This window comes from Paenibacillus shunpengii, from assembly GCF_042684905.1.
Classification (GTDB): Bacteria; Bacillota; Bacilli; order Paenibacillales; family Paenibacillaceae; genus Paenibacillus; species Paenibacillus shunpengii.
This window is the reverse complement of the sequence record NZ_JBHUMJ010000002.1, coordinates 2,815,059-2,837,011: the sequence shown is the minus strand read 5'-3', so window position 1 is coordinate 2,837,011 and position 21,953 is coordinate 2,815,059. Positions and strand designations below refer to the sequence as shown.

The 21,953-nt window shown below is 44.6% G+C and carries 20 protein-coding genes and 1 riboswitch; of the genes, 14 read left to right on the top strand and 6 right to left on the bottom strand.

Annotation, left to right across the window (positions count from 1 at the left end):
* Nucleotides 1–64: 64 nt before the first annotated feature.
* The 4 genes from ACFSVM_RS13205 to ACFSVM_RS13190 form a co-directional block, all read right to left on the bottom strand.
* A complete protein-coding gene (locus ACFSVM_RS13205) occupies nucleotides 65–778 on the bottom strand; it encodes a 4'-phosphopantetheinyl transferase family protein (RefSeq protein WP_083655858.1) in 714 nt (237 codons plus the stop codon).
* Between the two features lie 5 nt (nucleotides 779–783).
* Complete coding sequence (locus ACFSVM_RS13200) at nucleotides 784–2,277, bottom strand: amidase (RefSeq protein WP_379262630.1); 1,494 nt, start codon at nucleotides 2,275–2,277, stop codon at nucleotides 784–786.
* 170 nt (nucleotides 2,278–2,447) lie between these two features.
* On the bottom strand, nucleotides 2,448–2,849 hold the full coding sequence (locus tag ACFSVM_RS13195; protein ID WP_379262628.1) for a DUF4279 domain-containing protein: 402 nt from the start codon (nucleotides 2,847–2,849) through the stop codon (nucleotides 2,448–2,450).
* 19 nt (nucleotides 2,850–2,868) lie between these two features.
* The gene (locus ACFSVM_RS13190) at nucleotides 2,869–3,828 is read right to left on the bottom strand and encodes a DMT family transporter (protein WP_076312726.1); all 960 of its coding nucleotides are present in this window, start codon (nucleotides 3,826–3,828) and stop codon (nucleotides 2,869–2,871) included.
* 144 nt (nucleotides 3,829–3,972) lie between these two features.
* A riboswitch (FMN riboswitch) is annotated at nucleotides 3,973–4,130 on the bottom strand.
* A 277-nt stretch (nucleotides 4,131–4,407) separates the two neighbouring features.
* On the opposite strand from ACFSVM_RS13190, the gene ACFSVM_RS13185 reads away from it, so the two are divergent.
* From ACFSVM_RS13185 to ACFSVM_RS13125, 13 genes are all read left to right on the top strand, one after another.
* A complete protein-coding gene (locus ACFSVM_RS13185) occupies nucleotides 4,408–5,793 on the top strand; it encodes an amino acid permease (protein ID WP_379262626.1) in 1,386 nt (461 codons plus the stop codon).
* A gap of 171 nt (nucleotides 5,794–5,964) precedes the next feature.
* Complete coding sequence (locus ACFSVM_RS13180; protein ID WP_379262625.1) at nucleotides 5,965–7,230, top strand: WD40/YVTN/BNR-like repeat-containing protein; 1,266 nt, start codon at nucleotides 5,965–5,967, stop codon at nucleotides 7,228–7,230.
* Between the two features lie 116 nt (nucleotides 7,231–7,346).
* The gene (locus ACFSVM_RS13175; RefSeq protein WP_076312723.1) at nucleotides 7,347–7,739 is read left to right on the top strand and encodes a DUF2500 domain-containing protein; all 393 of its coding nucleotides are present in this window, start codon (nucleotides 7,347–7,349) and stop codon (nucleotides 7,737–7,739) included.
* 219 nt (nucleotides 7,740–7,958) lie between these two features.
* Nucleotides 7,959–8,708 carry an SDR family NAD(P)-dependent oxidoreductase gene (locus tag ACFSVM_RS13170; RefSeq protein ID WP_076312722.1) on the top strand — a complete coding sequence of 250 codons (750 nt, stop codon included), beginning with the start codon at nucleotides 7,959–7,961 and terminating at the stop codon, nucleotides 8,706–8,708.
* 144 nt (nucleotides 8,709–8,852) lie between these two features.
* Nucleotides 8,853–10,856, top strand: coding sequence for a hypothetical protein (locus ACFSVM_RS13165; RefSeq protein WP_379262622.1), 2,004 nt, complete (start codon nucleotides 8,853–8,855; stop codon nucleotides 10,854–10,856).
* A 396-nt stretch (nucleotides 10,857–11,252) separates the two neighbouring features.
* Nucleotides 11,253–12,272 carry a zinc-binding alcohol dehydrogenase family protein gene (locus ACFSVM_RS13160; RefSeq protein WP_379262620.1) on the top strand — a complete coding sequence of 340 codons (1,020 nt, stop codon included), beginning with the start codon at nucleotides 11,253–11,255 and terminating at the stop codon, nucleotides 12,270–12,272.
* A gap of 62 nt (nucleotides 12,273–12,334) precedes the next feature.
* A complete protein-coding gene (locus tag ACFSVM_RS13155) occupies nucleotides 12,335–14,635 on the top strand; it encodes a glycoside hydrolase family 95 protein (RefSeq protein WP_379262618.1) in 2,301 nt (766 codons plus the stop codon).
* Nucleotides 14,636–14,764: 129 nt separating this feature from the next.
* On the top strand, nucleotides 14,765–15,067 hold the full coding sequence (locus ACFSVM_RS13150) for a hypothetical protein (protein WP_379262616.1): 303 nt from the start codon (nucleotides 14,765–14,767) through the stop codon (nucleotides 15,065–15,067).
* Between the two features lie 83 nt (nucleotides 15,068–15,150).
* Nucleotides 15,151–15,519 carry a hypothetical protein gene (locus ACFSVM_RS13145; RefSeq protein WP_379262614.1) on the top strand — a complete coding sequence of 123 codons (369 nt, stop codon included), beginning with the start codon at nucleotides 15,151–15,153 and terminating at the stop codon, nucleotides 15,517–15,519.
* A 222-nt stretch (nucleotides 15,520–15,741) separates the two neighbouring features.
* A complete protein-coding gene (locus tag ACFSVM_RS13140; protein ID WP_076312719.1) occupies nucleotides 15,742–16,164 on the top strand; it encodes a cell wall hydrolase in 423 nt (140 codons plus the stop codon).
* Between the two features lie 38 nt (nucleotides 16,165–16,202).
* Complete coding sequence (gerQ, locus tag ACFSVM_RS13135) at nucleotides 16,203–16,649, top strand: spore coat protein GerQ (RefSeq protein WP_076312718.1); 447 nt, start codon at nucleotides 16,203–16,205, stop codon at nucleotides 16,647–16,649.
* 229 nt (nucleotides 16,650–16,878) lie between these two features.
* Nucleotides 16,879–18,162, top strand: coding sequence for a hemolysin family protein (locus tag ACFSVM_RS13130; protein WP_379262612.1), 1,284 nt, complete (start codon nucleotides 16,879–16,881; stop codon nucleotides 18,160–18,162).
* A gap of 233 nt (nucleotides 18,163–18,395) precedes the next feature.
* Nucleotides 18,396–18,884 carry a DUF6147 family protein gene (locus tag ACFSVM_RS13125; protein WP_379262610.1) on the top strand — a complete coding sequence of 163 codons (489 nt, stop codon included), beginning with the start codon at nucleotides 18,396–18,398 and terminating at the stop codon, nucleotides 18,882–18,884.
* A gap of 134 nt (nucleotides 18,885–19,018) precedes the next feature.
* Here the strand turns inward: ACFSVM_RS13125 and ACFSVM_RS13120 are convergent, their stop codons facing one another.
* Nucleotides 19,019–19,951, bottom strand: a complete 933-nt coding sequence (locus ACFSVM_RS13120; RefSeq protein ID WP_379262608.1) for a hypothetical protein — start codon at nucleotides 19,949–19,951, stop codon at nucleotides 19,019–19,021.
* On the bottom strand, nucleotides 19,929–20,519 hold the full coding sequence (locus ACFSVM_RS13115) for an RNA polymerase sigma factor (protein WP_076312714.1): 591 nt from the start codon (nucleotides 20,517–20,519) through the stop codon (nucleotides 19,929–19,931). Before ACFSVM_RS13115 ends, ACFSVM_RS13120 begins: the two co-directional genes overlap by 23 nt.
* 197 nt (nucleotides 20,520–20,716) lie before the next feature.
* Between ACFSVM_RS13115 and ACFSVM_RS13110 the strand changes: the two genes are divergently transcribed.
* Nucleotides 20,717–21,853 carry a zinc-dependent alcohol dehydrogenase gene (locus ACFSVM_RS13110; protein ID WP_379262605.1) on the top strand — a complete coding sequence of 379 codons (1,137 nt, stop codon included), beginning with the start codon at nucleotides 20,717–20,719 and terminating at the stop codon, nucleotides 21,851–21,853.
* Nucleotides 21,854–21,953: the final 100 nt, after the last annotated feature.

The following is a 21,953-nucleotide window of genomic DNA, read 5'->3' as shown; positions in this document are numbered from 1 at the left end:
CTCATTAAGTTTAATATAAAATAACGCCAGCATGGTAATGACTCTGCTGGCGTTATTTTTATTTCTACGACTTGCTTCGGAGTATCGAATGACCTGCCAAGAGCTGATCCAAGGTCATGAAATCTATGGATTCTGGTACATGTCCTGATCGGCTGCAAACCGCGAGAGAGTAATCAGGGTCGATTGCATAACTTCTAAAGGACCAAGCTTCTTCGTTCCCCTCGTTAGAGCTAGAGAATGTGATTTCTCCCTGATGGGTTATATCAAATTCGAAAGAATCAAGGGGAATGGAAAGTCCGGCACCTTTCGCTTTTACATAGCTTTCCTTAAGCGTCCATAGGGAATAGAATATATGCTTCTGCTCTAAGTTGACCTGGTTATGCACCAGCTCCGCTTCGTTCCGAGTAAAGAATCGATCTGCTAGAGTCAGGTCCACATCATTTATTTCTTCAATATCAATACCAACAGGGTGTCGATCAAAAGCAGCTACCACCCATGCCCCTGAGTGAGAGATATTGTAATGATGCGTGGGATAATGAACAAATTCAGGTTTACCGAAGCGATTGATCTGCCTGTCCAACTGGTTAGGGGACAGATTCCAATGTTCGACAGCGTAGCTCTGAATTAGCAGCTCTCCGCATAGAGATCTTAATTGGTCCGCATACCGTCTGAACCTGCGAATCTTCTTTTGCTGTTCGCACGGCAAAGCTCCTACGATCTCATTCAAATCAATGGGCTGCTCCATTGCAGTGTGCAGTTTGACCCCAAGAATGTCCATTGGCCTTAATGTTCACCTCCGGGAGTCAAAGGAGAGATCCACAGGTCTGTATTCTCAAGCAGGTGAGCCAGCTGCAGCATCTCATGCTCTCTTCCTTTAGCAGACATAAACTGAACACCCATAGGCAGCCCAGACTTACTAAGATGAAGGGGGAGGCTCATAGCCGGTGTACCTGTCAAATTAGCAAGTTGTGTGAACGGAGTGTAAGTTAAGCTAGGTTCAAACATGTCATAGATAAGCTCTTGCTGCTTGTCCTTAGATAACTCACTTACCCTAAGCAACTGCTCAATCTTCGCTGGCCCAGGCGTCAGTTCACCAATCTGTGGAGCCGGATAAGCATTGGTCGGTGTGATATAGAAATCATATCGGTCAAAAATAGTGGCCATTTGTGCTGCAGCAACGTCCCACTCTGCAAGACTATGTACAAATTCCGCTGCGGACAATTTTCGGCCAGCCTCTAGGAGCACCCAGCCTTCAATTTCAATATCCTCTGAAGTAATGGTTCTTCCAAGTCCACGCTCCATCTTCAGTACCATAGCTGCCATCTCACCGCTGTTCATCATATAATAGTTCTCCATGAGATGAACACCGTTTACTGGACTTTGCTTTTCTTCGACAATATGTCCTTCGGATTCCAGGTATTTCACGACCTTGAGCACCGCCTCCTTGGCATCCTCACTGACAGGCGTGCCTACTGGAGAATCCATCGTATAGGCAATTCGATATTTCCGTTCAAGCGATAAATACATATCCTCCAAGTGCCTTCCCGGGTACAGCGGAACTTGAAATGCAGCTTCGTTCTGAATCACCTGCAGTACATCGAGTAGTGCCGCACTGTCCCTCACCGTTCTCGATAGGGCAAAATCAATGGATGCACCCTGCCACTGCCGCCCAACTCCGGGGCCTACAGGAGTACGTCCACGGGTAGGCTTTAATCCGAACAGTCCGCTGAACGAAGCGGGAATACGAATTGATCCTCCGCCATCACTTGCTCCAGCGATGGGTACCATGCCGGAAGCAACGGCTGATGCCGATCCTCCACTGGAGCCGCCGGGAGAGTGGTTTGAATTCCAAGGGTTTCTTGAAGGGCCATGCAGCTTAGGCTCGGTAATATTCTTAAGACCAAATTCCGGGGTATTGGTGTGTCCAATCGGAATAAAACCGGCTCTCCGAAGCTTGGCTACATAATGAGAATCGTAGAGCGGCCTGTGTTCAGCAAATAATTTGGAGCCTGATGTCAGAGGCTCTCCAGCAATGGCTTGTGAAATGTCTTTTAGCAATATGGGGACACCTGCAAAAGGCTGGGCGAGTGTGTTCACCTCATCTGCTTCTTGCAGTGCAGCTTCGTAGCGAGTACGGACCACCGCATTCAGCTCAGGATTCAACTGATCGATCTGTTCAATGGCAGCATTTACAAGCTCTACTGGAGAGATTTGTTTATCTCTTATCAACTGGGCGAGCCCTACTGCGTCATATGATGTATACGGAAAAGAAGTCATAGGCTAATTGATCATCCCTTTCTAATCGTTCTCTCTATCATAACGCATAAATCTGTCAGGTTTCCATGTGCAGTTGGAGGGCAGTTGGAGGAGAGAGTGAGAACCTGAGCTGATATATAAAAAAAATCGCTGTCCAAACGGACAGCGACTTTACAATAACTTTTTAAGATCTAAAAGACATAGAGATCAAAATCCAGCTCAGCTCCAATGTCATTCACGAATGAGATCGTATCAATATCTAAATAAATGGCGTGAGTCTGATTCTGTTCAATTTTTATAACGATAAAGAATTTATAAAATAAGTCATGTGATCTTTTTAATTCGAGCAATTCATTCTTTTTGTTCTTTAGGACAGAAATCAATTTATTCAACTGCATATTTATATCCAGAGATTCCTCGTATCCAGTACTAATCGACCATGCGGATTCTTTACGAACGATGTCGCGGTTCTTTATTTTGTCTCCCTTAGTATAGAACTCTGAGGGTGTGATCTCTAGTTGACTTGTTATATCCTCAGCAGTGAAAAGTTCGCCGATGATTGAAAACTCAGTCATAACCGAAGTAGTATCCATCCTTCTTAATCCTTTCATCTCATGTCGTGCGCGAGACCAGCTGCTGGCTGCTCTGTTGCTGCTGACGAGCAAATATAAACAATGTTGTCCAGATCAGCACAAAACCAATGAGCTGAGCAGGAGTTACCAACTGTCCAAAAGCGATCCAGTTCACGAGCACACCCATCATCGGGAAGCTAAGCTCCGCAAGGGTAGCCATCGATGCTTTGGTCGAAGATAAGCCTTTATAATATAGCAGCAGACTGAGCAGTCCAGGAAGCAATGCCTGTGCCAACAAGTTAACTCCGATGCTTGCAAGATCCGCTCCTGCCTGTGGAAGATTCATCGATGCTCCTTCCAGCCAGGTCATGATGAGGAGTAAAGGCAGTGCGAGTACATATCGCAGGGAGGTTACCGTCTTGTATTGCGCCTGGCCAAGAAGCAGGCGTCCCATCACCGTGGATCCACCCCATAAAGCTGCGGCGAGTAAGGATAAGAGGCTTCCCAACTTAATCCATTCGCTATTCGTTCCAAAAGGAATGGTGAATCCAAAGGTAAGCAAATACGTTCCTACAATAGCAATGATGAAGAAGAAGCCGAAACGTTTGGGCAGCGTCTCCTTAAGAATCAGCTTTGCGAGCAGGATGGCAAAAATCGGCTGCATTTTTTGCAGCAGCACAACCGCATTCAGATCACCACTGGACAGAGCCATCGTAAAAATAACGGTAGCCAGTGCAGAACCTCCCCAAGAGATGACAAGCAGAGCGAATACATGCTTTAAACGCAGGTTTTTCAATTCAGATCGATTGACCCATAGAATCGGTACAGCAACCAGACAAACAAGAAGATGCTCAATCAGGACGACTTGCGTCGAGGTCATGTAGTCCAGCAGATGAATACGGAACAGGGGACCGATGCCCCACAGTGCTGCCCCGAGTGCGACGAGCCAGAAGCCGGTTGAGCCGGCTGCAGGTAATGCTTTTTTGTTCGTGTGTTCCATAATCCAAACTCCTTCGTAATTGAGAATTTGAATATGGTATCTTCAGATAGTAAAAAACCCCCGTGAATACGCACATGTAGCCATGCACGATCAACAGGGGTGATCAAATAAACATGCGTCTTAATATAACAACCGCATGTAATCGATGATCTTCTCTCATCCGGACTGTAACCGTCGGCCTTGGAATTGCACCAAGTCAGTCGCGTGCGCAAGGAATGCTTGAGCAGCGAGTCGCGGGCTTCGCTCTTCATTGCAAGAACGTCACCGCCGATTGGGAATTTCACCCTACCCCGAAGATCCATTATTCATTTATTAAGATAATATAAAATCGTAAGTAGATAATTAGTTGTAACCTACTCAAACATAATAATATAGAAAGCGCTATCGTAGCAACACTTATTTTTCGCCGGTTGGTCAATTAATAATAAAAATTCAAGTTCAGGGCAATCTGTTACCGAGGCTTAAGCCATATAATTCTAATTGAATGATGAAAGTTGACAACCCGTGCTAACTTTCGCATAATAATTGTTTGTGCTTAATTGCACTAAAGCGTTGCAACATTCATCTAGGAGTGACATTATGGATTTATTTCGCAAGAAGCATTTTGACCTGAACAAGGGAACCGGCCTCAAGAAGACACTCGGGGCGCTGGATCTGATATCACTTGGGGTCGGTGCTATTATTGGTACCGGTATTTTCGTCATTACCGGACAAGCCGCTGCAGAGCATGCTGGGCCCGCACTAATGATCTCCTTCGTTATTGCCGCCATCGCCTGTATTCTGGCAGCGTTGTGTTACTCAGAACTGGCTTCCACAGTTACTGTATCGGGTAGTGCCTATGCATACAGCTATGCTGCATTCGGTGAAGTGGTCGGTTGGTTAATGGGCTGGACACTGGTACTTGAGTATGGTGTTGCTGCGGCATCGGTAGCAAGCGGATGGTCAGCCTATGTACAAGGGCTGCTGGAAGGCTTTGGCATACATCTTCCCACCGCTATATCCGGTGCTTTTAATTTGTCGCAGGGACAAATCATAGATTTGCCGGCCGTTCTCATTATTATGGCTATATGCTTATTACTCACCCAGGGAGCGAGGGAAACGGCAAGATTTAATGCAATTATGGTTTTTGTCAAAATAGCAGTCATCATCATTTTCATTCTGGTTGGTGCATTTTATGTTAAGCCTGACAATTGGACTCCTTTCATGCCGTTTGGTTTCTCTGGGGTAATGAGTGGCGCGGCTGTTGTGTTTTTTGCCTATATTGGATTTGATGCGGTGGCTACAGCGGCTGAAGAAGTCAAAAACCCGCAGCGTAATCTTCCTATAGGAATTATTGGATCACTTATTGTATGTATGATTATGTATTCACTTGTTGCCGTCGTCCTGACGGGGATGGTTCCTTTTACGAATCTTGGAGTTGCAGACCCTGTAGCCTTCGCATTACGCTTTGTAGGACAAGACTTTGTAGCAGGACTTATTTCAGTGGGAGCCATTGTGGGTATTACGACGGTGCTGCTCGTTCTATTGTTTAGTCAGACCCGGCTCTTGTTTGCGATCTCTCGGGATGGGCTGCTGCCTAAGTTCTTATCTAAAGTGGATGAGAAGAAACAGACCCCTGTTCGCAGTACATGGATGGTAGGCATTATTATCGCACTCCTGTGCGGATTCCTGCCGCTGGATCAGCTTGCCAGCTTGACCATCATTGGAACCCTGTTTGCATTTGCTGTCGTATCCCTTGGTGTTATTGGTATGCGCAAGTCCAGACCAGATCTCAAACGAGGATTTTCTGTACCGTGGGTGCCGTTTCTTCCACTGCTGAGCGCTGCATTCTGTGTGCTGCTGATGCTTCAGCTGGACGGATCAACTTGGGGTGGATTTGCCGTATGGATTCTCGTCGGTCTAGGTATTTATTTCTTCTATGGATACCGGCACAGTGAGCTTGGAGACAAACCATCTAAGAAATAATAACAAGAATAAAGTACAACCATTTTCGCCCTTCTGATAGAGATCAGGAGGGCGAAATGTATTACAGAATAAAGAGGAACAAGTAACAGTTTTGACTCTCATTCAAAATAAAGTATGCTATAATGTCTAACTTAGAGGACAGCCTTAACAGGCACAAAGAGGTGGAATAGCATGCGAGAAACGACAAAGCGGGCTCTAGTATGTATGCTTATGATCACACTTGCGCTGACAGCTTGCACATCTTCGGAACCCGAGGAGGCTCAGCCAGTAGTCGTAAAGGAAGAGCAGCTGGAAGATGGCCAGACGATAACACTTATTGAACCTAGCAATTATGAAGTCGCTGAAGTAAACAAATATCAAATTCAGACACGATTAACAGATTTTCAACTAATCCATGGTTATGGCGGTCTGGCTTGGGGAGTGACGAGAAGCGAGCTTCGTTTATATTATACCCGTGACAATGGGGAGACCTGGACGAATATTTCTCCTTCATCTAATGTGAAGTTCGCGACGAATCCAGTTTACGGAGAGGATATTTTTTTCCTGGATGGCATGAATGGGTGGATTGTTCGTTCCGGAACAGATGGAACTGACAATGTGGTACTGCGAACAAATGATGGTGGAGAGAGCTGGATGATTTCTTCGCTCGAGGAAACTCAGAAGGTAACAGCACTTCACTTTGCTTCAGCTAAGGAAGGCTTCTTAATGACAAGTGACAATGCTGGTACGGGTAAAGAGGAGAAGAAAATATTCTCGACGCTTGACGGGGGAATGAATTGGTCTGAAGTGATGACAAGCTCCCCGCTTCAGCAAACGAATCATGCCATACCGCTGCGCGGATATGCTGAGGGTATGCAGTTCATCGACGGAGAGCGCGGTGTTGTATCCGTGCTGGAGCTTGGGGCTCCTAAGATTTATTTAACCCAGAATGCGGGGGAAGCCTGGTCTATTAACGAGCCGTATTTCAACAGATCCTCATCATTGTATGAGTCCTGTTCTTCTTATTCTCTTGGCGAGATTGAGAGCTTAAGTACGGACCATCAGCAACTGTATCTTCCTTTAGGCTGTGCGGAAGGCAGCGGAGTTCAGTACAGCGGTCTGTTTACGACAGATGGAGGCTCCATATGGAAGCATGTCCAGTTTAATCTGCCTTCACAGAGTGGGGTGAACAAGGATTTGTATCCGACTTTTGTCAGTGAGTCTGAAGGCTGGGCATTGCAAGGCACTTATGTCTATCATACGAGGAATCAAGGCGAGGATTGGGACAGACTGCCTGTGAGTGAAGTTCTCTCAGAGAAGCTTGTAGATTATCCTGAGGTTGTCAAGCTGCAGTTCGTAAGCCCTAAAGTAGGGTGGGTGCTGCTTGAGAATGCTAGTGAGAAAAAATCAATATTAATGCAAACAATGGATGGCGGGACCAGCTGGAGTGTCCTTTAAGATTAATCCCATGAAGTATTTCTTACCCGAACTGACAAGTTGACCGTACTACGGCATATACATAAACAAGTAGTCGGTTATTTTCAGACAAGAATTAGAGGACGGGAGGAGACGGCATGGGATTTGAATCTTTCTGGATGTTTGATTTTTTCGGAACGGTATTCCCGGCGGTATTTGTCGTGATTCTCGGTATTATCGCATTGACCCTGGGAAAAGAGCTCCTTGCTTGGGGACGGAACAACAAGCAGCCGGTATTGACTGTCTCTTCAAGAATTACAGGAAGAAGGATTCAGGTATCACAGCAGAGTCAAAGCGAAGGGCAGAATACGCGGACACTCTATTTTATTACATTCGAAGTGGACAGTGGAGATCGGATTGAGTTCAAGGTTGGCGGAGATGAGTATGGTTTATGCTCTGAAGGCGATGAAGGCCAGCTTACTTTTCAGGGGACTAGATATCTCGGGTTCAAGCGCTATAACAGAGTATATACCGAACGTGTTCGAGGTTAGTATGTGAAGGATCAGCCGTCCCAATGGGGCGGCTTTTTGTTTTCCAGCTGAATTGTACCGTTTCAATTGAGATATACTGGATTAATTATTCTTTATTAGGGGATTGTTTATATTTCGTTAAGAAATTGATTCGGATATATGTTAATACTTAAATTGTGTAATATATTGTTATCAGAGAACTATAGCTGGTTCTAATCTCTAGTCGTAAGGAGAGGTATCATGAAATTCAAAGATGATGTCGTCATCGTTACAGGCGCAGCGCAAGGTATTGGTAAAGTTGTAGCTGAAGCATACGCTGAGCAGGGAGCGAAGGTGGTCCTTGCCGATCAAAATGAAGAAAAAGGGGCCGCGGCAGCCGCAGCCATTCGTCAAAAAGGTGAAACTGCCATATTTGTTGCCTGCGATGTTAGGTCTGAAGAAGCAATTGTACATTTAATGAATACAGCCATGCGGGAATATGGGAAGATCGATATCCTGATTAACAACGCAGGTTATGGCATCTGGAAGTCTCCGCTTGAATTGTCCCTGAATGAATGGGATGATGTCATGAACACCAATGTTCGCAGCTGTTTTTTAACGACAAGAGAAGCGGCTAAATATATGGGGAATAATAAACAGGGCGGTGCTGTAATCAATATGGCCTCCACGAGAGCGACGATGTCCGAGCCGAACTCTGAAGCCTATGCTGCTTCCAAAGGAGCTATTGTTGCACTGACTCATGCGATGGCTGTTTCACTGGCAGATAAACGGATTCGGGTCAATAGTATTAGTCCGGGATGGATTGAAAAAGGAGACTACAGTAAACTTAGAGAAATAGATCATGTCCAGCATCCGTCGCAAAGAGTTGGCAAGCCGGAGGATATTGCAAGAGCTTGTTTATTTTTAACGGCACCTGACAATGATTTTGTAACTGGCGAGAACCTGGTCATTGATGGCGGTATGACAAGAAAAATGATATATGAGCCCTAATCCTGGGACTGGAATCGAATAATCAGGCTAAAGACCGAATATAGAAGAATGAGCCCAAGTTGAGCACCTGGGCTCATTCTTTTACTTTTGTCCACTGCTATAATAGCGTTGGTTCAAAAAAGAGAGGAGAATTGGAGGGAGGATATGATACGCAATCAATCCCGCGGTTTATTATGGGTTGTCTTATTCATAAGTGTTATATTTATGACTGCTTTTGAATCGACAAATTCATCTACGCGGGCAACATGGTTATGGCAGGCAGAGACCATTGCAGATGGCGGCCAAGATGTACTGGAATATGCCGACAATCAAAATATTGATCATATTTACTTAAGAATTGATATGAATCAGCCAGAGGAAATGTACCAGACCTTTGTACGAAATGCTCAGGAGCGGGGAATCAAGGTTGATGCACTCGCAGGCCATCCTTACTGGGCGACAGAAGGTGGAAGAGAACGGCTGCTTCAATTTGCTAACTGGGTTGTTGATTACAATGCTGAATCTGAGGAATCGGAACAGTTTGCAGGAATTCATCTTGATATTGAACCCTATGTCCTGAATGATTGGAGCGAAGACAGCGAGCCTGTCATTCAATCCTATTTAACCAATCTTGAACTCTTTTTAGACATTGCGAATCAGGATGCTTCCCTAATCAGTGCCATTGATCTGCCTTTTTGGTATGACCAATATGAAGTGCCTGAGACCGATACGCCGCTAATTCAATGGTTCATGAGCAGGTTTGATCAAATAACTTTAATGGCTTACCGTGATAAAGCGATGGGTGACGACAGCATTTCTCATGTGATTGAGCAAGAGATGGAATGGTCGGAAGCTTATGACGCGAAGATGGTTGTCGCTGTAAACACAAAACCGATGCCAGGTGAAGAGTACACCTCATTTGCAGGCAAATCAGCGGAAGAAATGGAAGCTGTACTTAACGAGGTGTCATTATCACTGCAGGAATACCGCAATTTTGCCGGCGTAGCGGTGCATGATTATGTGTATTGGTCTAACCTTAGCGAAAACGGTACAGAACCTGAGCCAACGCCAGAACCTGAGCCAACGCCAGAACCTGAGCCAACGCCGGAACCTGAGCCAACGCCGGAACCTGAGCCAACGCCAGAACCTGAGCCAACGCCGGAACCTGAGCCAACGCCAGAACCTGAGCCAACGCCGGAACCTGAGCCAACGCCGGAACCTGAGCCAACGCCGGAACCTGAGCCAACGCCGGAACCTGAGCCAACGCCGGAACCTGAGCCAACGCCGGAACCTGAGCCAACGCCGGAACCTGAGCCAACGCCAGAACCTGAGCCAACGCCAGAACCTGAGCCAACACCGGAGCCTGAGCAGGGATCTATTCGTGGGACGTACATTTGGCAAGCAGAGCAAGTGATTCATGACAGTGAACGCGTGCTCGAATTTGTAGAAGAGAAAAATATAAATTATTTGTATGTAAGACTTGATCTGGAGCAGCCGTTTGAGCTGTATCGAAATTTTGTCAGCCAGGCAGCAGCCATGGGGATTGAGGTTCATGCAATGGGAGGCCATCCGATATGGGGGCTTGAAGAGAACCGACCTCGTATTACCCGGTTAATCAATTATGTTAAGGAATATAATCAGCATGCTTCGGAGCAGGAGAAATTCCATGGTATCCATGTTGATGTAGAGCCGTATACAAATGAAGCCTGGCATATTGATCGTGACCGTGTACTTACAGAATGGGCTGCAAATATGGAATACTTTGCACAAGAAACCAAAAGAAATTCTGATCTGGAGACGAGTGCCGATCTTGCTGTATGGCTTGACGCATATGAGCTTCCAGGGAAAAATATGACGGTTAGCGAATGGATGATTCAGACACTTGATCATATTTCACTCATGGCCTTCCGTGATACCGCAGAGGGATCAAACGGGATAGCAGCAGTTGCAGCACAAGAAATGGAGATTGCAGACCGTTTAGGTAAGCCGCTTCTCATCTCTGTTGAGATGAAACAAAGCCATGAAGGCGATCATATTACCTTCTATGAAGAAGGAGAAGCTTACATGGAAGAAGAGCTTGCTAAATTACCGGATTTGCTTGCTAACTATGAAGCTTACCAAGGGTATGTTGTTCATTCCTACGATTATTGGATTACTGCTAATCCTTAATGAAAATGATGAAATGCATGACAGATATTACAGAGCTGCCCACGTCAGGGCGGCTCTTTTTTTCGTCTATAGACGATTATACATATTTAGGATAGATAAAAAGAGACAAATCTGTTACACCACATGAACGAGGTGGAGAATTGGAGCAGATATCATTACAGATGCCCAAACCATGTTTATCTTGGGGCAAATTGAGGAAGCAGCTTGGAAGGCCGAGGTTGAAAGATGGAGAACGAGCGCCGGAGATCAAATGACAGCAGAATATAAAGAATCCTACGAGAATACAAAATAAGAGTTACCGAAGAAGGCAATGGAGGTCCTTCCCGCGAATATTTGAATAGGAATAAACATTTAATTGTAACCGCATTCATGGAGAGTCGGGAGGGAAAATGAATAATGAGAGGTATCCTTTGCGAACAAATCGGAACATTTCGTTATGCTACAGATTTACCGGAGCCAGAACCGGGGCAGGATGAAGCAGTGATTGAAATAAAGCGGGTCGGTATTTGCGGTACCGACCTGCACGCCTATAAAGGGAACCAGCCTTTTTTTGAATATCCGCGCATCTTAGGACATGAACTGGCTGGAATCGTCACAAAGATTAGCAACCGTGATCAAGGCATATTACCAGGAGACCAAGTTAGCATTATTCCTTATTTACACTGTAATCATTGCATAGCCTGCAGATCTGGCAGAACCAACTGCTGCATGCAGCTTCAAGTGTTGGGAGTACATGTTGACGGCGGTATGCGAGAAAGAATTAAGGTTCCGATATCACATTTATTAAAGACAGAAGGATTATCACTGGATCAGACAGCGATGATCGAGCCGCTGGCTATTGGTGCTCATGCAGTTCGCCGAGCCGGAATTTCTCAAGGTGCAGCAGTCCTGGTTATTGGAGGCGGACCGATCGGACTTGGTGTCATGGCACTTGCAAAAGAGGCAGGAGCAAAAGTCATAGCTATGGATGTAAACAAGGAACGATTAGCCTTTTGCCGCTCCTGGGCTAAGGTCGATCTTACCATTAACGCAGCAGAGGAGGATCTACTTGAGCAGGTCTCAAAGTTAACGGCAGGAGAGCTTGCACCCATCGTCATCGATGCAACGGGAAATGTGACATCCATGACAAATGCCTTCGATTATACTGCTCATGGCGGGACTTTGATATATGTAGGTCTCGTTAAGGGCAATATCACATTCAACGACCCAGAGTTTCATAAACGAGAACTAACCATTATGGGCAGCCGGAATGCAACAAAAGAGGATTTCGCTCACGTCATCAAGACCATTTCCACAGGCAGGATCAATATGGATCAGTACATTACCCATCGCGCTCCGTTAGAAGAGATGGCTTATTTGTTTGATGAGTGGCTAAAGCCTGAATCCAAAGTGATTAAAGCCGTAGTGGAATTATAGATGGAAGTCGATTGCAGCTAAAGTATAAATTATATAAATACCTATATTTCAGGAGGAATCACATGTCTTTATCTGCCGAAACGATGCTATGGTACGACAAACCAGCTCAAAACTGGAATGAAGCCCTTCCGATCGGGAATGGAAGATTAGGAGGTATGGTGTTTGGATTCGTTGAAGAGGAGCAAATCCAATTTAACGAGGATTCGATCTGGTATGGAGGACCTAGAGATCGAAACAACCCGGATGCTCTAGAAAACCTCACTCGTATTCGCGAGTTACTGTTTGAGGGAAAACTGAAAGAAGCCCATCGTTTATCAGAAGCCGCCTTTTCCGGAACACCACGCAGTCAGAGGCATTACTTAACGGCGGGGGACTTTTTCATTCATTTTGATCATCCTGAAGGGGAGCTGTCCAATTATCGCAGAGAACTCGATTTAGAAAAAGCGGTGACCGTCACAACCTATGAATACGGTGGAATTACCTATCGACGGGAGGTATTTTGCAGTTATCCGGATCAGGTGATGATGATAAGACTTGAAGCGGGCCGCCCTGGTGCATTGTCGCTCACTTCCTGGTTCGACCGGAAAAACGGCAAGTATATGGATGAGTCTCATCGGTATGGAACGGATACGCTTGTTATGACAAATGATTGCGGTGGAAGAGAGGGGCTCGTTTATAGCGCGGCTGCCAAAGCCATCCCTGTCGGTGGAACCGTTAGGGTAGTGGGTGAGCATCTGATGATAGATCAGGCAGATGAGGTTGTTATCCTCCTCGCTGTCGCGAGCACTTTTCGTTTCAAGGACCCAAAGAAGCAATGCTACGAGCTGTTGAATCAGGCCGCAGCTAAGGAATTTAATCTCTTAAAAGAAACACATATTCAGGATTATCAGCATTTGTTTAATAGAGTGCAGCTTAACCTTGGAAAGCCCTCCGAATCGCCTTCTGTTGAACCCGTAAATAAACGGCTGGAAAGGCTGCAATCAGGAGGGGAGGATAAGGGTCTATACGCGTTACATTTTCACTTTGGGCGATATTTGCTTATTTCGAGCAGCCGTCCTGGATCACTGCCAGCCAACCTGCAAGGGATATGGAATGATTCGATGTCTCCGCCTTGGGACAGTAAGTTTACGATTAATATTAATACCCAGATGAATTATTGGCCAGCGGAGAGCTGTAATCTTGCAGAATGTCATCAACCGTTGTTTGAATTGATAGAACGAATGAGGGCGAACGGCCGTGTAACAGCACAGAAAATGTATGGCTGCCGTGGGTTTGTTGCTCATCATAATACCGATATTTGGGCTGATACCGCGCCGCAGGATATTTATCCACCCGCTACACAATGGGTTATGGGCGGCGCTTGGTTGACGCTTCATCTATGGGAACACTATAAATTTAATCCTGATCCAGTATTCTTGGAACAAGCATATGAAACCATGAAAGAGGCTGCCTTGTTTTTTCAAGACTTTCTCGTCGAAAGTCCTGAAGGGTATCTTGTGACCAATCCCTCCGTCTCACCTGAGAATCGTTATGAGCTGCCGAATGGAGAGTCAGGTACACTATGCTATGGTCCTTCTATGGACACTCAAATTTTAACTGAGCTATTGAATGCCTGTATTGAGGCCAGTAAATTGCTGAGCACGGATGAGAATCGCCGTGAGGAATGGGCCATGATCATTTCTCGTCTACCTGATATGAAGGTAGGCAAATATGGTCAACTGCAGGAGTGGCTAGTGGATTATGAAGAACAAGATCCTGGACACAGACACATCTCACATCTGTTTGCTCTTCATCCGGGAACGACGATTCGTCCCGATTCTACACCGGAACTAGCAGATGCGGCCAGGATAACACTTCATAGACGATTGGAGAATGGAGGAGGACATACGGGATGGAGCAGGGCGTGGATTATTAATTTTTGGGCTCGTTTGTTGGACGGAGACCAGGCTTACTATCATACAAGAGAGCTGCTGAGGAAATCAACACTTCCTAACTTGTTTGACAATCACCCTCCATTTCAGATTGACGGCAACTTTGGCGCTGCTGCTGGAATTGCCGAAATGCTGCTGCAAAGTCATCTTGATGGTATTCGAATTCTTCCGGCCTTGCCACAAGCTTGGGAGCAAGGGAGTGTAACAGGGCTCCGCGCAAGAGGAGGCTTCACCGTAGATATGGAATGGAAGGAGCATAAACTGACTAACGGCGTAATTACTTCGGATTGTGGAGAGAAGCTTCGCATATACTCGGATTTCCTCATCCGTATTACTTCACCAGATGGAAGAGAATTGCCGGCAGAACGCGTTGGGAATTTATTAGAGTTACCGACTGCAAAGGGTGATAAGTATATAATAACTGCTTACTAATATATAATACGCTTATCGATCAACTTGAAAAGAGGCATTACCCTACTAACACCGTCGTTATTTGCGTCGGTGTTTTTTTGAATATGAGAGCTATATCTAATCAACCTATGAGGTTAAGAGGAGAATTCAATGCTATTAGAAGAAGAGGTACTATTATTACTATCATTCTGTATGTTAGCGGTTTTGGTGACGGTTGTTGTCATTGTAATTGTGTTAATGGTTAGACATAAAAAAGCAGGCTACGGCTTTATCTTAGCACATTTAGTTTTATTTTCTTGGGGAGCAATGGGGTGGATCCAACTGTTGGAAACAAGAGCAACAGCCAGTTCATCACAGAATTCCCTAACGATCGGATGGATTGGAATACTTTGGGCCATTAGTATGATTTGTATGACTATCGGGTTACTTCAACTAAGACCTTCAACCAAGTGAAGAAGAAGGTTACGTGCGAGTGTTAGATTCGTTGTTACATTGTTCGTGTAATTTATGGAAGTTAGAGGAAGGAGTCTTATCTGATGAAGAAGAACGTACATATCATTCTTGCTGCGGGTCCTGCTATTCCTACGATTCCAGGAAAAGAACTAAACGCCATGTTGTTTTTACAGAATGAAATAAATATTACCCAAACCAATATGAAAAGCATTAAGGAATCCAGGATAAATATAGAGAACGCGGATTATGTTGTTGTTTCGAATGAATGGGATCCGCATGCGTATATTGAATTCGGAATAGCAGTGGAGTTGAAGAAAAGAATGATTGTAATCAAGGATGATGTGTTGATTGGCAGTGGTTTTTTTCCTAAATATATGGATATTTCTTATGAAATCTCACATCATGAGTCGTTGAAGGATTACTTAGATCGTTTGTTTAAAGATCAGGATTAAGAAATTTATTTCTAACTGGACAGAAAGTGGTGACACTCGTCTGTTTAATATTATTCGTTATTTTCATTGGTTTTGCCTATCCTGTAGATCGCTGCTTGATGCGGATACAGGATTTTTTTTGTATTTTTTTTGTAGAGAAGTGTCACGAACTGGGCGAATGCACAATAGGATATAGGGTATTAGGCGCGAGGCTTACGACTTACAGGGGAGGAGGGAACGTAATTGGCGGTTATTAAAGCAAATTCTGAGGATGTAAAAGTGCTCGCAAGGCTGATGAGAGCCGAAGCAGAGGAAGACGGCGAAACAGGGATGCTTCTGGTAGGGAATGTTGGTGTGAACCGGATCCTTGGCGGATGTCTTGATTTTCGTAATATTCGCTCCATTAATGATATGGTATTCCAGTCACCAGGCGGCTTTGAGGCGATTCAAAAAGGATACTTTTATCAAGCAGCGAGAGAGTCGGACATTCGTTTAGCCAGACGTGTAATTAACGGCGAGAAAATATGGCCTGCAAGCAATGCCCTCTGGTTCTTCAGACCAGCTGGAGCATGCCCGGCAACTTGGTATAATCAGCAGAATACGGGAAGATATCGTGCACACTGTTTCTTCAGCCCATCCGGGGCAGATTGTCCGGCAGTTTTTTAGCACAATGATGTACACCTTACTATTAGGGAGGTAATTAAATGTTTAACCAACCATATCAGCCTGTATCGTATAAGATCGGGAATTCGGGGCCTGCAAATGCTCCGAGAAACATGCAAGGGATGCAGGGAGGGATGACTGTCGTTCCACCAGAAGTTACGAGCGGAAGTGTAATGACGCCTAGTGGCACAGTCATCCAACAGAATATTCCGTTTACAGAGCAATCTTTTGTTGAAAATATACTTAGATTGAACCTTGGGAAATATGGTACTTTCTATGCGACATATGAAGGCAACAGAGAGTGGAATGCTAAAGTATTTCAGGGGATCCTTGAAGCAGCAGGCCGTGACCATATTATTATCAGTGATCCAAACACAGGTCAACGGATCATCATCCTGATGGTTAATTTTGATTATGCAACATTTGATGAGCCGCTGAATTATGAATATCCATATGCTCCAACAGCGCCTCGTGGCGGAAGACGTTAATAAATTGGTGTCACATTAAGAATTAGAATAGTCTTTGATCTCCAGTGGGTTAAGAAGTCTGGATATCAAAGACTATTTTATTGCCATTATTTCATCCGGAGCAGCATATATATCAGCAATTGTATGTGGTGTGATGACTCCATACTTGATAAAAAGGAGGTGGACCCGTTACCGAATTCGGGATACGGGACCTTATTTGAGTGACCCTCTATCGTTTGGGATCTATGCAATGATTATATTGGTATTAGCTCTGATCAGCGGGTTATTTGCAGCCCTTGACAGTGCAATTGGCCGATTGTCACTAGTGCGTCATAAGGTGAGCAGCCAGGAGACCGATCGTCAAGAAGCACTGACCATACTAGCTGCTGATAAAGCTAAATATCGCAGCACCTGTCAGCTTGGCATATTTCTGCCTGTTATTGGGCTCGGCTGGCTCAGTGAAGCTGCAATCTCCTCGAGATTAGCGCCGGTTCTGGAAAATATGGGTTTAGATATATGGCCAGCGGCAGTGCTGTCTACAACTCTTGCCATTGTTGTCATTACTTTAACCTATCTTGGAGCAGGAAGATGGATCCCCTCCGTGTTGTCTTCTCATTTTCAAGAGCACCTCTTAAGGAAGTCAGGAAGATTTCTTATCTTGTTTACGTTCTTCATGTCCCCTCTCATTTGGTTCTTGAATATAGGAGTGAGAGGTCCTGCTCATCGGGAGAGTACACATCTATCTGTGAAGAGGGAAAAGGTTCAGAGTGAAGAAGAATGGCTGCAGCTTATGAAGGACAGTAAAAACGACGGAATAATTGACGCATTTGAATACACACTGCTTGATAACATATTCGATTTCTCCGCAACAACCGCTAGAGAAATTATGATTCCACGTACGGAGATGATCTGCTTGAATACCGAATGGACGATTCAAGAGAATTTGACTATCGCTAGCATGCAAATGCGGACCCGTTATCCCGTCTGTACCGGTGATAAGGATCAGATTATCGGCTTTGTTCACCTTAAGGATTTGTTTATGTCAGGGATGGAAGAGTATTTAACGACAATTCGTCCCATTCTTTCGGTTCCGGAATCGACCTCAATTGCCATTCTGCTGAAACAAATGAAGATGGAGAGAACTCAGATTGCCATTGTAATTGATGAGTATGGAGGAACCTCTGGACTAGTAACGCTTGAAGATATCGTGGAGGAGATTCTTGGTGAAATCCAAGATGAGTTTGATAATGAGAGGCCGCTTGTGGAATATATAGGAGCTTCTGAATATTCCATTGATGGACTCATTCTGCTGGAGGAGCTTAACCAGCTCTTGTCCCTCGATATTGAAGAGTCTGGCTATGACACCCTTGGCGGCTGGGTATTATCCATGCTGAATTCCTTCCCGCCGAAACCAGGGGATTGCATCTCGTATGGTGATTACCAATATCGGATTGAGGAAGTGGATCATCATCGAATATCCAGAATTGAGGTCAAGAAGAAGACAGTGAGCAATCATAAGGAAGCTGGGGCTTAATTTAATTTATTAATAGTATAGCCATTGTTTAATACTTTGCGGACATTACCGTAAAGTATTTTTTTGTGCCATAGAGTCAATTTCAGAATAACCTCAGCCGCTCTTCTAAGGATCTAAGAGATTCATAATTTTTTGTCATCACCAAATTACAATCTATTAACCTGTGGAACGAGTACAAAACTTCGTCCGTACTATTTGATAGATTTAACCAAATAACATAGTGAGGAATGGTGATGTTAATGTTCAAGTCTAAGAAAACTCAAAAAATGAATGTTGTATTTCCTCTAATGCTCATCTTATCTTTGTTTGCTGCCAGCTTAGCGGGAGCCGAAGAACAACGTGAACCCGGAGCATTAACGTCAAAGCCGCCTGAGGAATCGGGTTTTATTACATCGTTTGCGACTTATCAATATCTTGGTGGTTTTAAATCGGAGTTAACGATGAGTGCCAGCAGTATTTACATAGCAGGACATACAGAAGCGAAGCTTGCTGCTGATTTTGTCAGTGTGGATGTGGCACTGCAAAGATGGGATGGTTCGGCCTGGAGGAACGAAAGATTAATTTCAAATTCAACAACTCATTCCAATAATGTGGAAACTAGCCAGACGGTATACAATTTAACTAAGGGTTATTATTACAGAACGCTCTCTACGCATATGGTTAGAAGCAATGGTACCGTGGAAAAGGCTTCATATTATACACCTGGCTATTTGTATAACTAGCATCTAGAGAATGTGAAAATTCAACATTTAATACGAATAATTCAGATAACAACCATTAATCGAAAAGATAAATAGACCAACAGAACATGAAAAAGGTGTCCTACGTAAATGTAAGACACCTCTTTTTCTCTCAGCTATTCTTTCATTGGAAATTTATTTGTCTCTTGAATGATATTAGCAAATTGAAGGAGCTCTTCCTTTGAAATAGACTTGGACCCCGTCAGCATGACCATTACCAGATTGCTTCGGTAAGTCAGCTGATCATAATCGGAGTCCTCGTAGAAAACAGCGACTGTGCCATCGTCGAGTGTAACTTCCTCAGGAACTCCACTAAATGCTGGAGCTTGCTCTGGTGCACCAGGGTTCACCGAGAACATTTTTTTAATGGAAACCTTAGCTAATCTTTCATCTCCATCAAAGTATTCAATATAAATTTGATCTGATAAGTAGGGGTTCTCCGGATAAAGCGGATTCTCCTGGTCCAGAAGCAGTTGATACTTGATATGCGTTGGAGTCAGCGGGAGATCGAAATTGTTTATATGAAATGTGGTATTGCTGAACGCCTTTTCTTTGGGTACCTCCACGAGAAATAAATTGTGCTGTACACTGTCTTGATTCTCGAATTGGCTGTACAGCTCTTCTGGGTCCCCGCTGAAATTTTGGCTTGGATCCTCAAGCAAACCTGGAGGCGGAGCTGTCTTCGCTCCCGAGAAATCCTGCCTGGGTCCCTGGAACACAAGAACCAAATTATCGCCAACCTGCTGAAGTCTCTGAACAAACGTATTTGCCTGAGTTCCTATCGGAGAGCTGAATATGGTTGCACCTATCGTAATCGAAGCGGCGATAACACCTGCAAGCTGCCAGCGTTTGATTCTTTTCTTGCGTTTCTTTATATTCTTAATTTCGTGATTAACCTTGTCCCAGGATGCTGCCATAGCTTCCTTATTCACTGATGTGGAGGCAGCTGCAGCATTCTCGAAAGCGAGGTCGAAGGCCTCCTCAAACTCTCGTTCGTATACTTCGTCAAATGGCTCATCGAGCCAATCATTTGACTTTTCTTTGCTCATGTGCTGCACCCCACTCTCTATGCAACAATTTTTTGATGCGTTCTCTGGCGCGGAAGAGACGCTGCTTAATGACATCTTCTCTTGTGTCCAGAAGTTCTGCCATCTCACGATAGCTGAGTCCTTCCTTCCATCGTAATTCGATCAGAGACCTGTACTCGGGCTTGAGTTTATCCATATAGCGCTCTATGGATTCCTGCATCATCTTCGTTTCCACTACGGATTCAATTGAAACTGATGTCTGCTGCGCGGTCTCTACATCTAAGAAAACACTGTCCGCGTCAAGTTGGTTACGATATTTTTTATTTTTTCTCAAATAATTAATGGCCGTGTTTTTGGTAACAACCTTCAGCCATGCTTTCAGTTTGGCTTCATTTTCAAATTCGGGCTTATTTTTAATAATTTTGATGAATGCTTCCTGAATAATGTCCTCAGCGGCGGAGTGATCCTTCAACATATATACGATAAACCCGTACATCATCTGATAGTATTCATAGTAGATCTCTCTCTGCAGGGATTCGCCTAGATCATTATAGTCCGCAGCCAACAGCAGTTGGATCCGGTCTGACATAAATATCCCCTCTCTATCATGAAGCTTCTCTATTTTTGGGCAATCATTCCACTATTTTACTATAATTTGAAGGTTTACTCCATAATTTTGAAATATAAGTTGCTATTGTCATTTAGCTGATTCCGTAATAAATGTGATAAATCTGATAATTAATCAAGCCATATGGTTAAAATATGCGTGAAAGGAGTGATATTTAGATGAAAGCATTAACATATCAAGGTAAAAAGAAGGTAAAAGTGAAAGAGGTCGCAGATCCCGCCTTACAGGATAATAACGATATCATTATACGAGTCACTTCAAGTGCAATATGCGGATCCGATCTGCATATTTACAATGGGCTGATTCCTGGTATGCATGAAGATTATGTGATCGGGCATGAGCCCATGGGAATCGTAGAAGAAGTTGCCAAAGGAGTAACCCATGTCAAAAAAGGGGACCGTGTCATCGTCCCGTTTAACGTCTCCTGTGGAGAATGCTTCTTCTGTAAACACGAAATGGAAAGTCAATGTGACCATGCCAATGATACGAAGGACAGCGGCGGTTATTTAGGGTATTCAGATACCTATGGAGGATATCAGGGAGGCCAAGCGGAATATCTCAGAGTGCCCTACGGTAATTTTATGCCCTTTGTTATTCCGGAAGATGCTGAATTGGAAGATGACAAATTGTTGTTCTTATCGGATATTCTTCCGACGGCCTACTGGGGTGTCAAGAATGCGGGAGTGAAGCCTGGTGATACGGTGATCGTGCTTGGCTGCGGTCCTGTAGGACTCCTCACTCACAAGTTTGCCTGGCAGGCAGGTGCCAAACGGGTTATTGCTGTCGATCATTTGAATTATCGACTTGATCATGCGAAGCGGACGAATCAGGTCGAGACCTATAATTTTGAAGAAATCAAAGGCTTTGAAGGATATATGAAAGAAATTACGCACGGCGGGGCCGATGTTGTCATTGATTGTGTCGGTATGGATGCCAAGAGAACAGCTGTAGAGAAGGTGGAGACAGCACTGATGCTGCAAGGCGGTTCGCTTGGTGCGTTCAGAACTGCATCTGAGGTTGTGCGCAAATTTGGTACCATTCAACTAATCGGTGTGTACGGGGCCAATTACAATATGTTCCCGCTCGGCCACTTGTTCGAACGGAACGTAGAGCTGAAAATGGGACAGGCTCCCGTAATTCACTTGATTCCAGAGCTGTACGCACAGATTAAGTCAGGTAAAATCGACCCGACCGATATCATAACACATCAGATGAGATTGGAAGATGCGGAGAGGGCTTACGAGGTGTTCAATAATAAGGAAGAAAACTGCATGAAGGTCATTCTCAAGCCGTAGCCTACCACAAACCTACGTGGATAAAAGGACATAAACGGCAAACCTCGTTCATGAGCACAAGTAAAGAGCCCAGGTCTTCTAAGGACCTGAGCTCTTTGAT

Coding starts and splice junctions, on each gene's coding strand:
- ACFSVM_RS13120 (WP_379262608.1), bottom strand. CDS start 19,951: ATGAGCAAAGAAAAGTCAAATGATTGGCTCGATGAGCCATTTGACGAA.
- ACFSVM_RS13155 (WP_379262618.1), top strand. CDS start 12,335: ATGTCTTTATCTGCCGAAACGATGCTATGGTACGACAAACCAGCTCAA.
- ACFSVM_RS13130 (WP_379262612.1), top strand. CDS start 16,879: ATGATTATATTGGTATTAGCTCTGATCAGCGGGTTATTTGCAGCCCTT.
- ACFSVM_RS13165 (WP_379262622.1), top strand. CDS start 8,853: ATGATACGCAATCAATCCCGCGGTTTATTATGGGTTGTCTTATTCATA.
- gerQ (WP_076312718.1), top strand. CDS start 16,203: ATGTTTAACCAACCATATCAGCCTGTATCGTATAAGATCGGGAATTCG.
- ACFSVM_RS13110 (WP_379262605.1), top strand. CDS start 20,717: ATGAAAGCATTAACATATCAAGGTAAAAAGAAGGTAAAAGTGAAAGAG.
- ACFSVM_RS13145 (WP_379262614.1), top strand. CDS start 15,151: ATGAAGAAGAACGTACATATCATTCTTGCTGCGGGTCCTGCTATTCCT.
- ACFSVM_RS13170 (WP_076312722.1), top strand. CDS start 7,959: ATGAAATTCAAAGATGATGTCGTCATCGTTACAGGCGCAGCGCAAGGT.
- ACFSVM_RS13175 (WP_076312723.1), top strand. CDS start 7,347: ATGGGATTTGAATCTTTCTGGATGTTTGATTTTTTCGGAACGGTATTC.
- ACFSVM_RS13160 (WP_379262620.1), top strand. CDS start 11,253: ATGAGAGGTATCCTTTGCGAACAAATCGGAACATTTCGTTATGCTACA.
- ACFSVM_RS13180 (WP_379262625.1), top strand. CDS start 5,965: ATGCGAGAAACGACAAAGCGGGCTCTAGTATGTATGCTTATGATCACA.
- ACFSVM_RS13195 (WP_379262628.1), bottom strand. CDS start 2,849: ATGGATACTACTTCGGTTATGACTGAGTTTTCAATCATCGGCGAACTT.
- ACFSVM_RS13115 (WP_076312714.1), bottom strand. CDS start 20,519: ATGTCAGACCGGATCCAACTGCTGTTGGCTGCGGACTATAATGATCTA.
- ACFSVM_RS13150 (WP_379262616.1), top strand. CDS start 14,765: ATGCTATTAGAAGAAGAGGTACTATTATTACTATCATTCTGTATGTTA.
- ACFSVM_RS13125 (WP_379262610.1), top strand. CDS start 18,396: ATGTTAATGTTCAAGTCTAAGAAAACTCAAAAAATGAATGTTGTATTT.
- ACFSVM_RS13190 (WP_076312726.1), bottom strand. CDS start 3,828: ATGGAACACACGAACAAAAAAGCATTACCTGCAGCCGGCTCAACCGGC.
- ACFSVM_RS13200 (WP_379262630.1), bottom strand. CDS start 2,277: ATGACTTCTTTTCCGTATACATCATATGACGCAGTAGGGCTCGCCCAG.
- ACFSVM_RS13185 (WP_379262626.1), top strand. CDS start 4,408: ATGGATTTATTTCGCAAGAAGCATTTTGACCTGAACAAGGGAACCGGC.
- ACFSVM_RS13205 (WP_083655858.1), bottom strand. CDS start 778: ATGGACATTCTTGGGGTCAAACTGCACACTGCAATGGAGCAGCCCATT.